The 13,532-nt window shown below is 71.9% G+C and carries 9 protein-coding genes and 5 pseudogenes; 9 read left to right on the top strand and 5 right to left on the bottom strand.

The window, feature by feature from the left end:
• Positions 1-65: 65 nt before the first annotated feature.
• Together WBG99_RS33780 and WBG99_RS33775 are read right to left on the bottom strand one after the other, a co-directional pair.
• Positions 66-1,013 (bottom strand): aldo/keto reductase, encoded by a 948-nt coding sequence (locus tag WBG99_RS33780; RefSeq protein WP_338900003.1) that lies wholly within the window; start codon positions 1,011-1,013, stop codon positions 66-68.
• A gap of 42 nt (positions 1,014-1,055) precedes the next feature.
• Positions 1,056-2,422: pseudogene (locus WBG99_RS33775) on the bottom strand (PI-PLC domain-containing protein).
• A gap of 337 nt (positions 2,423-2,759) precedes the next feature.
• Between WBG99_RS33775 and WBG99_RS33770 the strand changes: the two are divergent.
• Entirely contained in the window at positions 2,760-3,803 is a 1,044-nt protein-coding gene (locus WBG99_RS33770; RefSeq protein WP_338900002.1) for an acyl-CoA dehydrogenase family protein, read from the top strand.
• A gap of 181 nt (positions 3,804-3,984) precedes the next feature.
• Positions 3,985-5,352, top strand: coding sequence for a deoxyribodipyrimidine photo-lyase (locus WBG99_RS33765; protein ID WP_338900001.1), 1,368 nt, complete (start codon positions 3,985-3,987; stop codon positions 5,350-5,352).
• A gap of 78 nt (positions 5,353-5,430) precedes the next feature.
• Here WBG99_RS33765 and WBG99_RS33760 read toward each other — a convergent pair.
• Positions 5,431-5,565 (bottom strand): annotated as a pseudogene (locus WBG99_RS33760) (transposase); the annotation flags it as partial.
• A 169-nt stretch (positions 5,566-5,734) separates the two neighbouring features.
• On the opposite strand from WBG99_RS33760, the gene WBG99_RS33755 reads away from it, so the two are divergent.
• A complete protein-coding gene (locus WBG99_RS33755) occupies positions 5,735-6,193 on the top strand; it encodes an SPW repeat protein (protein WP_338900000.1) in 459 nt (152 codons plus the stop codon).
• Between the two features lie 684 nt (positions 6,194-6,877).
• Here WBG99_RS33755 and WBG99_RS33750 read toward each other — a convergent pair.
• The gene (locus WBG99_RS33750) at positions 6,878-7,024 is read right to left on the bottom strand and encodes a hypothetical protein (RefSeq protein ID WP_338899999.1); all 147 of its coding nucleotides are present in this window, start codon (positions 7,022-7,024) and stop codon (positions 6,878-6,880) included.
• Between WBG99_RS33750 and WBG99_RS33745 the strand changes: the two are divergent.
• The 4 genes and pseudogenes from WBG99_RS33745 to WBG99_RS33730 all read left to right on the top strand — a co-directional run.
• A pseudogene (locus WBG99_RS33745) lies at positions 6,994-7,377 on the top strand (phosphotransferase); the annotation flags it as partial. The gene WBG99_RS33750 and the pseudogene WBG99_RS33745 overlap by 31 nt on opposite strands.
• Positions 7,378-7,631: 254 nt before the next feature.
• Positions 7,632-8,168 (top strand): annotated as a pseudogene (locus tag WBG99_RS33740) (hypothetical protein).
• A gap of 85 nt (positions 8,169-8,253) precedes the next feature.
• Complete coding sequence (locus WBG99_RS33735; protein ID WP_338899997.1) at positions 8,254-8,517, top strand: GlsB/YeaQ/YmgE family stress response membrane protein; 264 nt, start codon at positions 8,254-8,256, stop codon at positions 8,515-8,517.
• 245 nt (positions 8,518-8,762) lie between these two features.
• Positions 8,763-9,054, top strand: a pseudogene (locus WBG99_RS33730) (GNAT family N-acetyltransferase); the annotation flags it as partial.
• 33 nt (positions 9,055-9,087) lie between these two features.
• Here the strand turns inward: WBG99_RS33730 and WBG99_RS33725 are convergent.
• Positions 9,088-9,882, bottom strand: a complete 795-nt coding sequence (locus WBG99_RS33725) for a GNAT family N-acetyltransferase (RefSeq protein WP_338899996.1) — start codon at positions 9,880-9,882, stop codon at positions 9,088-9,090.
• A 154-nt stretch (positions 9,883-10,036) separates the two neighbouring features.
• On the opposite strand from WBG99_RS33725, the gene WBG99_RS33720 reads away from it, so the two are divergent.
• Entirely contained in the window at positions 10,037-11,227 is a 1,191-nt protein-coding gene (locus WBG99_RS33720) for an acyltransferase family protein (RefSeq protein ID WP_338899995.1), read from the top strand.
• Between the two features lie 574 nt (positions 11,228-11,801).
• A complete protein-coding gene (locus WBG99_RS33715) occupies positions 11,802-13,439 on the top strand; it encodes an alpha/beta hydrolase (RefSeq protein WP_338899994.1) in 1,638 nt (545 codons plus the stop codon).
• Positions 13,440-13,532: the final 93 nt, after the last annotated feature.

Below are 13,532 nucleotides of genomic sequence, written 5' to 3'. Positions count from 1 at the left end.
GTGCCGGGTGTGCCGACTTCCCGCTCCCCGGCGGACTCGGTCGGCCGCCGGGCGGCGGCCGACTGTCACAGCGTGGCCGGCTCCCCTCGACGCACGGCGTCCAGCCGGGCCACCTCGTCGGCCGTGAGCCGGAGGGCGCCCGCGGCGATGTTCTCGACGAGGTGGTCCGGGTTTCCCGTGCCGGGGACGGCGAGGACGTGCGGCCCCTGGTGCAGCGTCCAGGCGAGCCGGACCTGGGCGGGGGTCGCGTCGTGGACGCGGGCGACCGCGAGCAGTTCGTCGTCGTGCGCGGTACTCGCGCCCCCGGGACCGGCGTCGCCGGCGATGGCGTAGAACGGCACGAACGCGATGCCCTGTTCGCCGCAGACGCGGAGCACCTCGTCGGCGTCGGGGTCGGGGCTGTGCAGGCCGTACTGGTTCTGGACGCACACCACGGGTGCGATCGCCCGGGCCTCGGCGAGGTGCCGCGCTTCGACGCCGGAGACGCCGAGGTGCCGGACGAGCCCGGCGTCCCGCAGCTCGGCCAGCGCGCCGAAGTGCTCGGCGATGGAGTCCTGCCGCATGCGGCGCAGATTGACGACGTCGAGATGGTCGCGACCCAACTGCCTTAGGTTCTCCTCCACCTGGCCGCGCAACTGGTCGGGGCGGGCGGCTGTGCCCCACTCGCCCGAGTACGCGCGGTGCGGCCCGACCTTGGTGACGACGACCAGGTCGTCCGGGTACGGCCCGCCCAGCGCGCTGTTGATCAGTTCGTTGGCCGAGCGCAGCGAGGAGAAATAGAAGGCGGCCGTGTCGATGTGGTTGACGCCCATCTCGAACGCGCGGCGCAGCACGCCGATCGACCGCTCGCGCTCCCTGGGCGCCCCGAGGTGGAAGGCGGCGGTGCCCGTCAGCCGCATCGCGCCGAAGCCGATGCGGCTGACGGGCAGGTCACCGAGTGTCCAGGTGCCGGCGGCGGTCGCGGTGATCTTCTGGCGAAGCCCGTGAGAGGTTCGTGACGTGTCCCAGGTCATCGGCGCAGTCTCGCACGCGCCGGGCACCGCGTCCGCCGGGTGCTACGGATAGACGTACGTGTTCAAAGTCGTCACCGCGGACGCCGGGTTGCCGAGGTTGTAGTGGTCCACGGCAAGGAAGTTGGGCTTCTTCCGGGCGGCCGGCGCGCAGAACCGCTGGGCCCGGTCGGCGACTTTGGCGTTGTCCGTGGTCACCGTGGAGGTGATCGGGACATCGCGGAAGTGGTTCATGACGAACAGCGGCTTGAATCGGGACTCGGCGCGGGTGAGCGGGATGTTGGTGTTGGCGTCGTACCAACGGCTGTAGCAGGACCAGTCGGAGGAGCCGATACCGCCGCCCATGGACCAGTAGTTCTCCACGGTCCACTCCTTCTGGTACATCACACCGAAGGTGTCCCGGGTGAGCCCGGCGGACTGGTCCGCGGAGCGGCTGTGGTCGGTGAAGATCAGCAGCCGGTCGTCCGCCGCGATCAAGTCGGCCATCTTCGGCCAGCCGTTGGTCCGAACACCAGCCCGGTCGGGCCGGTAGAGCACGTCGGACAGTCCCTCGACGCGGGCGAGTTCGCCGCGCAGAACACCGGGGTCGACGTAGTCCTCCAGGAACACGGTGACGACGTCGTTCGGGTTCCGCTTGAGGAAGTCGACCATCCGCTGGAGGTCCACCCACAGGGCGACGGGTCTGCTGACGAGGGTGCAACTGTTGTGGCAGAGGATCGCGCCGTCCGGGGTCTGGTGGATGTCCAGCATGAATCCTCGTACACCGTCGGCGAGTTGCTGGTTGATGCCCCGGGACTGGTTCGGCACCAGGTTCACGAAGGGCGGGGCGAAACCGCCGTCGACGCCGTTGGCGTAGGCGTTGTGGGCGGTGAGGAAGGTGACCTGGTCGAGGGTGCGCTGGTCGGCCGAGGGCATGGGGCGGGTCGTCGGCGCGACCGGGGTGAGGTACCAGGCGGCCAGGGCGCTCGCCGGGCCGACGGCCAGCCGGGCGGGGTAGTTGGAGCCGGAGGGCTTCGCGCCGAGTGTGAGGTAGCGCTCCGCGCCGGGAACCTTCAGCCGGTGGCGATCGGCGCCGAGTTCGGTGATGTCCCAGGCGGCGTCGGTGCTCGTGCACGCGACGGTCGCGGCCCGGTCGCCGGTGCGGCCGAGGCAGCTGCCCGCCGTGTCCACGCTCTCCAGGACGTAGGAGGATCCGCTCGCCCGCACCGTCCACTGCTGACGGTCCTCGTTGCCCTTGGGCCGGTGCTGCTCGACCGCTCCCCCTTGTCGGCCGCGTTGAGCCCGGTGGTGGCGCTCTGCACGTAGTAGGCGCCCGTGGCCGGGGCCGCGGCGGAGACGGCGGGAGCGGGAGCCGCGACGACGGCGGCCAGTGCGACGGCGGTCGCGAGCAGTGTGGTGCGGGGGCGCGGCATGACGATGCCCTTCATCCGAATCATCTGAACGGGGGTGGTCGTGGGGCCCGGCCTGGGCCGGCCCCACGGTGAAGTCAGGTGCATGACATTACGACCCGCGCGTCGGCGTCAGCAATACGCGATCGCCGCTCTCCGAGGTCCCGAGGATGCCGCCGGGTCGGCCGACGGCGGCGGAATCCGCGCCGACCGCCGCCCAGAGCGATGTCGGGCACCTCGCGCCGGTCTCCCGCGTCATCGGCGCCCTTCCTTCAGCGCAGTCCCGACCCCGGAGGAGGTGTGATCTTTTGCCCGCCCCGAAGAGGTGATCCTTGGGACCGGGGCCGGGGAGAATCACCCCATGACCACGTCACCGCACCCCCTCGTCGTCCAGGCGCGCGGACTCGCCGCCGAGGTGCTCCTGCCTCAGGCCGAGCGCGTCGACCAGGAGGGGGTGCCCGCGAGCAGCATTCGGGCGATCAAGGAGTCGGGGCTGCTCGGGGTGAGCGCGCCGGAGGCGTACGGCGGTTCGGGCGCGCCCGACTCCGTGGCGCGGGAGACTGCCGAGATCCTCGCGGGCGCGTGCTGTTCCACCTGGTTCCTGCAGGCCCAGCACCACACCCCCGTACTGACCCTCACGAAGAGCGAACTCCCCGCCCGGGACGGCCTGTTGGCGAAGCTGGCCACCGGTGAGCTGCTGTCCGGTGTCGCGTACGCGCATCTGCGGAGGTACCCGCGGGTCCCGGTCCGGGCCGTGCCGAAGCGTGGTGGCTGGCGGTTTCACGGGACGGTTCCCTGGTACACCGGGTGGGGCCTGAACGATGTGATGCTGCTGGCCGGGGTGACGGACGCGGACGAGGTGGTGTTCGCCTTCACCGAGGCCAGACAGCAGTCCGGGCTCAAGGCCTCGGCACCCGTACGGCTCGCGGCCCTCACGGCCGCCCGCACGGTCTCGCTCGACCTCGACGGGCTGTGGATCCCCGACGACGCGGTGGCCCTGCACGCGCCGTACGAATCCTGGGCCGCGAGCGACCGGCCCAAGCCGACGAACGCCTCGCCGGCGGTGTTCGGAGTCGCCGAGTCCGCCCTCGGTCTGCTGGACCAGGACGACCCCACGACGAAGCGGCTGCGGCTGCGGCTGGACAAGGTGCGACGGCAGGCGTACGCCCTCGCCGACCATCCGGCGCCGCACGAGCACATGGAGGAGCGACTGGCCCTCAAGACGAAGGCGTTCGACTTGATGCGCACGGCGACCACCGCCGCGGTCGTGGTCGGCGGCGGGCGGGCCCTCGCCCTTGACAGCCGGGCGCAGCGGCTGGCCCGCGAGGCGATGTTCCTGCTGGTCCAGGGCCAGACCGCCGAAGTTCGCCAGACGCACCTCGCCTCCCTGTCGGCCGCGCACTGATCCGGACCGGCCGGCACTCGAAGGCCTCCCCTCGGCCTCTCCGGCGCTCCCGGCGCTCCCGGCGCTCCCGGCGCTCCCGGCGCTCCCGGCGCTCCCGGCGGATGAAAAGCGCGTCCGCCGCATCCGGATCGGCTCTCCTCGTGGAAGTGACCAGTGGAGGGCCTGATACGGAGGTGTGCTTATGAATGTCTCGGTCGTCCTGTTCACCGCCGACCTGCGGCTGCACGACCACCCCCCGCTGCGTGCCGCCCTGGACGGCTCCCGGCAGGTCGTACCCCTCTTCGTGCGCGATCCGGCCGTGGACCGGGCCGGTTTCGCCGTGCCCAACCGGCTGGCGTTCCTCGCCGACTGCCTGCGGGATCTCGACGCGGGACTGCGGGAACGCGGCGGTCGGCTCGTGGTGCGCTCGGGGAACGTCGCGGAGCAGGTGGCGAAGGTGGCGGCCGAGGCGGGCGCCGACGAGGTGCATCTGGCGTCGGACGTCAGCGCCCATGCGTGCCGGCGGGAGGAACGGCTGCGGCGGACGCTGGGGAGGCAGGGGCTGCGGCTGCATGTGCACGCGGCGGTGACCACGGCCGTCCCGCCGGGCGCTCTGGTCCCCGCCGCGTCCGACCACTTCGCCGTCTTCACGCCGTACTTCCGCCACTGGTCCCGGCAGCGCCCGCGCGACCCGCTCGGCGCGCCCCGGACGGTCCGGGTCCCGGACGCCGTCGGTTCCGAGCGGCTGCCCGCTCGCGCGGAGCTCACGGAGCTGTCGCCCGGACTCGCGACCGGCGGTGAGACGGAGGGCCGGCGGAGGTTCACGGACTGGCTGCGCGGCGGTGTCGCCGCGTACGAGGACCGCCACGACGATCTGGCGGGCGACGCGACCTCCCGGCTCTCCCCTCATCTGCACTTCGGCACCCTGTCCCCCGTCGAACTTGTCCATCGGGCCCGCCGGGCGGGCGGGCCGGGTGCCGAGGCGTTCGTACGGCAGCTCGCGTGGCGGGACTTCAACCGCCAGGTGCTGGCGGCGCGGCCCCGGGCGACGGTCGTGGACTACCGCCCCAGGCACGACCGCTGGCGGTCCGCTCCGGAGGAGGTCGAGGCGTGGCGGGAAGGCCGCACCGGCTACCCGGTGATCGACGCGGCCATGCGCCAGCTCCGTCACGAGGGCTGGATGCACAACCGAGGCCGGCTCCTGACCGCGAGCTTCCTCACCAAGACGCTGTACGTCGACTGGCGCGTCGGCGCGCGCCACTTCCTGGACCTGCTGGTCGACGGCGACATGGCCAACAACCAGCTCAACTGGCAGTGGATGGCCGGGACGGGCACGGACACCCGCCCCAACCGCGTCCTCAACCCGGTCACCCAGGCGAAGCGGTACGACCCGGACGGGGCGTACGTACGACGCTGGGTGCCGGAGTTGGCGGACGTCGAGGGGCCGGCCGTGCACGAGCCGTGGAAGCTGCGGGGGGTGGATCGCGCCGCGCTGGACTACCCGGAGCCGATCGTCTCGTTGTCCGAGGGCCGGGAGCGGTTCCTGCGAGGGCGCGGAGGCACGCCGTAGAGCTTCGGCGGCTCGGGCCGTTCCTCGGTGGAGTCCGGACAGGGCCTCCACCGCCTCGCCCAGCGCGGTCGGCGGACCGCGCCGGTGCCGGCCGCCGGGGCGGACGGCGGACCCGATGCCGTAGCGGCGGCCCCAGGAGCGCAGGGTGATGGGCGACACGCCCAGTCGGCGGGCCGTGGCTCCGGTGGTGGGCCCCGGATCGGCGGGGTTCATCGCCTGCGACTACACCCATGGCGGCGCGACGAGACCGGCCATGTACATCCCTCCCCTTCCCCCGACGACTACACATAAAGGCAGAATAAGCGCAGAATGAACGTACGCGGCCCTTACCGCAAACCCCACCAGACGCGGTCAGGCCTGCAGAGTTCAAAGGAGTCGAGTCATGGCCAACACCTCACACAGGAGTGACATCACCAGCCACCCTGATGTAACCGAAATGCGGGCCCGGTATGCCCGCATGCTCGGTGGTCGCGATGTGGCGCTCGTGGACGGACCGGTGTTCCTGCTCGGTCTGTACTGCGCCGTGTCCCCGTGGATACTGCACTACACCTCCAGCCAGCCCTCGCTGGTGCCCCACAACCTGATCGTGGGCATCGCGATCGGCCTGCTGGCTCTCGGTTTCACGGCCGCACCCGAGCGGATGTACGGCCTGAGCTGGGCCATGTGTGCACTGGGAGTCTGGATGATCATCTCGGCGTGGATCGTCGGCGCCAGCCCGGACGCCGGGGTCGTGATCAACAACATCGTCATCGGCTGCCTCGCTCTGCTCCTGGGGCTGCTGTGCGCCGGCGCCTCGGCGAAGGGCGGCGGCACGCGTGCGCCCCGCACGCCGCAGGTGTGAACAGGAACGCCCGCGAGGGGTAACGGCGGCCGACCCGCTCCGGCGGGCCGGCCGTCGCCGTCCGGCCCGGCCACGCATACCGCAGATCCATGGCCGAGAAGGCCCCCGACTTCCTTTTCAAGACTATTTTTGACGTTTCGCGCGAAACGGAGGGCCGGGGCGGAGACGGTGGGCGATATTCGTTGGCCGGCATCCCTCACGCCGCTTCAGACTGTCGCCGTGTCGAACCGTCAGCGCATGGGTGACATCGGGTGAGCACTTCCTCGGTGTCACCGGCCCGTTCCCCGTCGACGTTCCCTAATGGGCCGAGGTCGAGCCGGTCGTAGAACGGTTGGAGCGCTCGCTCGGGGTGCCCGTGCTCGTGCTGCGCCTCCTGGAGGCCGACGGAGGTGAGGGAGGACGGGACGGACATCTGACGTACCACGTGGAGGCGTTGGAACCGCCGGGGCGCGGGCTCCTGGATCAACACCCCGCGGCACAGGGGATCTTGGACGCCGACGACGCGCTCAGGCAGCCCTGGGGCCGGGCCGACGGGCTGCGGGAACTGCTCGACTGGGCCTCACGGACGCTTGCCGCGCTCGGGCGGCCGGCGACGGGGCCGGTCGAGCAGCGACGGACGTGGAACCTGGCGGGACTGTTCCGGCTGCCCACCGGGCAGGGGCCGGTGTGGCTCAAGGCGACGCCTCACTTCTCCTCCGACGAGGCCTCGGTCATCGCCGCGTTCGCCCGGATGGACCCGGGGCTGGTGCCGACGGTCCTCGCCGCCGACGAGCGGCGGGTGCTGCTGGAGCACGTCCCCGGTGAGGACTGCTGGGCGGCCGACGCCGCCACGGTCGAGGCGGCGGTGCGCCGCTTTCGTCGCCGCGCAGGCCGCCCTGGCCGGCCGGCGACCGCCCGGACTCCGGGACCGGCGGGCCCCGGCCCTCGGCCGACTGACACGCGAACTGCTCAACGGCACGGCCGATCTGGGCATCACCGGTCAAGAGCGGTACATGGCACGGGAGTTGGCGGACCGCTGGCACCTGCTCGCCGAGTGCGGGCTCCCCGACACACTCGTCCACGGCGACTTCCATCCCGGCAACTGGCGCAGCGACAGCGGGCCGCCCGTCGTCGTGCACTTCGCCGACGCCCACTGGGGCAACCCGGTCCTGGACGGTCTGCGCCTGTACGACTTCCTTCCCGAGGAGACCCGTCCCACGGCCGTCCGGGTCTGGGTCGACGCCTGGCAGGCCCACGTTCCGGCGAGCGATCCCGCCCGCGCCCTCGCCCTGGCCGAGCCGCCGGCACACCTCGCGTACGCCGTGCGTTACCAGGAGTTCCTCGACGGCGTCGAGGCATCGGAGCGGCCGTATCACGAGGGCGATCCGGCGGCGGCGATCCGGACGGCGCTGCGGTGCGCCGCACGCCCCGGCGTCGGCTCTCCGAAGGTGGCGGATAGATGGAACGTGCCGAGGTGCTGCTCATCGGCGGGCGGGCCGGGGCCGGCAAGTCGACGGTGGGCTGGGAGGTATGGACCGACTGCGGGTCGCCGAGGTGCCGCACGCGGTCATCGAGGGCGACTCCACGGGGCAGGTGCATCCGGCGCCCCGGGAGATCCGCACCGCTCCGCCATCACCGAACGCAATTCTCGGCCGTGTGGGGCAACTACGCCGCGCTGGGCCATCCAAGGCTCGTCCACACCAACACCCTGAGCGTGCTGGACGAGACGGCGGGCCTCCTCCGGCGGGCCATAGGCGGAGACGTACGAATCCTGCGGGTACTCCTCACCGCCACCGACGAGACGACCGAGGGGCGGCTCAGAGGCCGGAAGATCGGCTCCGAGTTGGAGCGGGAGCCGGCCGGAAGCGCGCGCAAGGCAAGGCTGTTGGACGAGCGGGCGCCGGCGGACACCGTTCGGGTGGCGACGGACGGGCGCCTGGTCGTCGACATCGCGGCGGAGGTGCTGGCCGTCACGGGATGGGTGACGGGCTCCTGAAGAACACGAACAAGGGCGGACTGTACTCGCGTTCGAAGGGCACTCGCACGGTTGCGGGGGCCCGACGCGTAGGGGAGGAGATCAGATGGAGATCGACGGCATCATCAGCGCGATCGTCATCGGCATTGTCATCGGTGTACTCGGGCGGCTCGTCGTGCCGGGCCGTCAGCGCATCGGCATCCTGCTGACGATCCTCGTCGGCATCATCGCCGCGCTGATCGGAACCGCGATCGCCGTGGGCGTCGGTGTGGCCGACACGGACGGCGTCGACTGGGCCGAGTGGCTCATCCAGATCGCGCTGGCGGCCCTGGGCGTCGCGGCGCTGGACCGCACACGGGCGCGGCGCTGAGGGTTCATGGGGCGACGGTCGGCGGTGGCGGGAACCCGGCGTGATCGCCGGCGCTCCCGCAGGCCGGAACGCCGACGGTGACGCGGGCCCGACAGCCGACCGACGGTCACGCACCCTGGGCGGCGACTGGGCCGCGCGCCCGCATCGCGGGACGTCGCCTGCGGATTTCCGTTGCGAGTCGCGGCACCCGGCGGTTGGCGTCGCCGGGCCTCGCCACCCGTACGCCGACCCGCCCCGGAGCCCTTTTGTCCCCGCGCATCACCCAGCTCGCCGACCCCGCGACCACCTCGTCGAGCCACCGTCTGGCGTGGCTGGCGTCGGGAGCGGAGGGCGCACAACTCCTCGGCTCGGCCTGTCTGCGGCTGTTCACCAAGGAGGGGCAGAGCCATCTGGCGGAGCTGGTACATCGCCGTGCACCCGGCCGAGCGGCGGCAGGGCGTCGCCTCCGCGCTGCTCGACGCGGCGGTCGGCGCGGCCCGTGGTGAGCGGCGCCGCGCGGTCATCGCCCAGGCCGAACAGCACTCCCCGGGCGACGCCCAGCTCGACCTGTGACGCACTCGGGGCTGCCGGTCAGGCCGCCGCCACGCTGTCCACGGCGTACTCGAACGGCGTGGTCGTCGTGAGCGGCTCGAAGCCGAGGCGGGCCAGGATCGGGCGGCTGCGGGCGAGGGCGTCGACCTGGACGTAGCGGTAGCCCCGGTCGGCGGCGACGCGGGCGCGGTGGGAGACGAGGGCCCGGTAGACACCGCGGCCCCGCCAGCCCTCGACGGTGCCACCGCCCCACAGGCCGGCGAAGCGCGTACCGGGGAGCAGCTCCATACGGGCGGCGCTCACCGGTTCGTCGCCGGCGAGGGCCACGACGGCCACCACCGTCTCGGTGTCGCCGGTGAGCTGGGCCAGCAACTGGTGGCGCATACGGGAGCTGTCCGTCCCGAAGGCCTTCTCGTGGACGTCGGCCACCAGGTCCACGCCCGCACGGTCGGTGACGGGCAGGATGCGTACGCCCTCGGGCGGCTCGACGTCGAGGGTCAGGTCGGCGACCTCGGCGACCATCAGGGTCTCCTCCGGTGCTGGCGTGAAGCCGGCCTCGCGCAGGCGCTGTCCCAGGTCGACGGGGAGATCGTGGCCGTACAGCTTCCACTCGAAGTCGCGTCCGAGGCCGGAGAAGTACCGGATCTGCTCGGTGACGGCCGCGTCCGCGCCCGCCTCGTCGAGGTCGGACCAGACGACTCCGCTCCAGCCGATCTCGGAGCCGACCTGGCGCACCACCCCGCCCACGCGCTCGATCCGGGCTCCGGGGCCGTCGGGGAGAGCGCCCTCCCGCATGTCCCGGTCGAACAGTGCCAGCACAGCAGCGTGATCCATGTGCTCACTCCATCATCAGTCGTTGGCCCTGGCAACGGAAATCACCCGCTTCTCACGTACCGGAAGCGACGCGGACCCCACCGATGACGACTGAGACCGGCGTGAGGGGGCAGGCGGTTCGGGTTCCGTCGTCGTTGTCCGGAGACCTTCGCCGATGTCCGAAGACGTGGTCCAGCAGACCCGCCCCGCTCCCGCGACCCCACCCGTCCGGGAGACGCCACGGGCGAAGGGGGCCTCGCGAGACCCGTACTTCGACAACGCGAAATACCTCACCATCGTCCTGGTGGCCTGCGGACACGCGTGGGAGCCGCTGACGTACGGCAGCCGGACCGCGACGGCCGTGTATCTGACCGTCTACGCCTTCCACATGCCGGCCTTCGCCCTGATCTCCGGCTACTTCTCGCGCGGCTTCGACATGGCGCCCGGCCGGCTGAAGCGGCTCCTGACGGGTGTGGTGCTCCCGTACGTCGTCTTCGAGACGGCGTACACGCTGTTCTACCGGTGGGCGCAGGACGACCCGGGCTATCCGCTGAGCCTGCTGGATCCCTGGTACCTGATGTGGTTCCTGGTCGCGCTGTTCATCTGGCGGCTGACCACTCCCCTGTGGCTGATGCTGCGTCACCCGATGCCCGTCGCGCTGGGGCTGGCGATGCTGGCGGCGGTCTCACCGGATCTCGGCGGCGACGTCTCCATCCAGCGCGTCCTCGGCTTCCTGCCGTTCTTCGTGCTGGGGCTGACCCTGCGCGCCGAGCACTTCGAGCGGCTGCGCGCCCGTCGCGTACGGCTGTGTCTGCTCCCGGTGGGGCTGGGGGCGGTCGTGGCGGCGTACCGGGTGGCGCCGTGGTTCGACGCGGGCTGGTTCTACCACCGGGGCAGTGTCACCGGCCAGGGCGTGTCCCGCTGGGCGGGTCTGCTGACCACGCCCGCGCTGTTCTGTCTGGCGGTGCTGCTGACTGCCTGCTTCCTGGCCTGGGTGCCGCGCCGGGAGCTGTGGTTCACGGCGCTGGGCGCGGGCACGATGTACGGCTATCTGCTGCACGGCTTCGTGATCAAGTGGGCCCGTTTCCGGGACTGGTACGCCGTGGAGTGGCTGCACACCCCGCTCGGGGAACTCGCCGTCACGGCCCTGGCCGTCGGCGGCATCACGCTGCTGTGCACCGCACCCGTGCGGACCGCGCTGCGCTGTGTCGTCGAGCCGCGCATGGAGTGGGCGTTCAGGAAGGGCGACGCCGCCCACCCGGCCAGGACGGGAGACACGGCTGCCCCAACCCCACGGGTCGGTACACGCGATCAGCGAGCCGACGCGCAGGGCGTCCCGGCCGGGACGGACGACGCCGACCGGTGAGCCGTCCGCGCCAGCGCGCGGTGCCCGTCGGTGGTCAGCCAGTGCTCCAGGAAACGGGGTGCGGTCGACCGGACGGCAGGACACTGTCGCAGCCGGCGACGGACCGCGTCTCGGGGTCCTGCGCGAAGAAGCACGACGGGTCCGAGAGCCCCGGGTTCCAGCCCTCGTCCCCGCCCAGCGGGCGACCACCGCCAGGTCGTCGGGCGTGGCCCGGATGACGACGAGGTCCCGATGGACCGGACAGGTCATCTGTGCGCTCCTTCGCTGGCGATCGCGGATGCGGCACGGCGGTGCGGCCGCCGAGTACGTGGTCGGCCGCACCCCCGCGGCGTCCTCGCCGACGCCGGTCACGCCCGCGACACCGGAAGCAGCCGGTTCAGCGGGCAACAGGGCTTCCCAATGGTCGAGTTCACGCGTATGAGCTACATCCGCAGAACAGTGTGCGGCGGTGACGAGGCGCAGGGTACGGCAGTTTCGCCTGACGCACTCGCCGGGAGGCGTGGCCGGGAGGGCCCGCTTATCGTGATCCGGGGGTTGTTCCCGGCCGCCCGGCCGGGTTTCCCTGGAGGCGCGCATGCGGTCCACGCACAGACGGCGTCCGCTCGCCGGAGCCGCGGTCGCGGCGCTGGCCCTGCTGGGGGCCGGGCTGCCGGCCACGGCGGCGGCCACCCACGCCGAGAAGGACGACAAGCAGCCCGACCTGACCCGCTTCTACCAACAGAAGATCAAGTGGTCCCGGTGCGAGGGCATGGAGGTGCCCGAGGACCTGCGGTGCGGCAAGGTCACCGTGCCGCTCGACTACGCCCGTCCCGAGGCCGGAACCCTCGACCTGGCGATGGCCCGCTACCGGGCCACCGGCGACGCGCGCGGTTCGCTGCTGCTGAACTTCGGCGGCCCCGGTGGCCCGGGTGTCCCCGAACTCGCCTACGGGGGAGAGGAGTTCATGGGCCTCACGGACGGCTACGACCTCGTCTCCTTCGATCCGCGCGGCGTGGGCCGCTCCTCCCCCGTCAGCTGCGGCGACGGCACCGACGAGGCTCTGGAGGCGACCGACGACGGCGACGTTGCGAACGACCCGCAGACCGCGCTCAAGCAACTGCGGCTGGCCGCCGCCGCGTGCAGGAAGCACTCCGGTCCGGTGCTGCCCCACATCGGCACGCTCAACGCGTCCCACGACCTGGACGTGATGCGCGCCGCCCTCGGCGACGAGAAGCTCAACTACCTCGGCTTCTCCTACGGAACCCGGCTGGGCGCGGTGTACGCGGCGCGGTTCCCCGAGAAGGTGGGCCGGATGGCCCTCGACGGGGTGGACACCCTCACGCAACCGCTGACCGAGCAGGGGCTGGTGGGTGCCCAGGGGCAGCAGACCGCGCTGGAGGACTACCTCGACGCGTGCACCGAGGAGCTGACGTGCCCGTTCGGGCAGGACTCCCGCTCGGCCCGTGAGCAGGTCGTCGAGTTGGTCGAGTCGCTGGACGAGCACCCCGTGCCGACGGACTTCGGTCAGGAGTTCTCCGGCCAGGACCTCGTGGGCGCCATCAGCCACGCCCTCTACAGCGAACAGATGTGGCCCGCCCTGACCCACGCGCTCAACATGCTCGTCCACGACGGCGACACCCGGGGCCTCATGTCCCTCGCGGGCGGCGGCTTCGCCACACCGCCCGATTCGTACAGGTCCTCGACGCCGGTCCGCCCGTACGAGCCGCCCGGCCCCGGCGCGTCCGCCACACCGATTCCGCACAGCGGACTCGTCGACGCCGAGGAGGTCCCGCTCGACAACCTCCCCGCCGCGCTCATGGCCATCAACTGCGCCGACGATCCCGACCGGCCCACCGCAAAGCAGATCACCGACGACCTGGAGGACCTGCGCGCGGCGTACGAGGACGCCTCTGCCGTGTTCGGCCCGTACCGGCTCGCCCAGGTGCTGATGTGCCACGGCCGCCCCGCGGGCACCGACTACATCCGCGAGAAGGTGCGGGACGTCGACACCCCGAAGATGCTGCTCGTCGGTACCCGGGGCGACCCGGCCACGCCGTATCGGTGGACCGTGGAGACCGCGAAGCGGCTCGGTTCCTCGGCGGTCGTCCTCGACAACAAGGGCAAGGGGCACACCGGGTACGGGTCGTCGAAGTGCGTGCGCGGGAAGGTCGACGACTTCCTGCTGTACGGCTCGCTGCCGGCCGACGGAAGTTCCTGCGGAGCCGACGACTGAGCATCAGGCGTGCAACACGGAACCGTGCGGTACGACCCCTCCCGCATCTCGCGCGTCACATCGGGTATGCGTCGTCTTTGCACATGCCATACC

It is taken from the genome of Streptomyces sp. TG1A-60, assembly GCF_037201975.1.
Lineage (GTDB): Bacteria > Actinomycetota > Actinomycetes > Streptomycetales > Streptomycetaceae > Streptomyces.
Note: the sequence above shows the minus strand (reverse complement) of the source record. Positions and strands in the feature narration are given on the sequence as shown.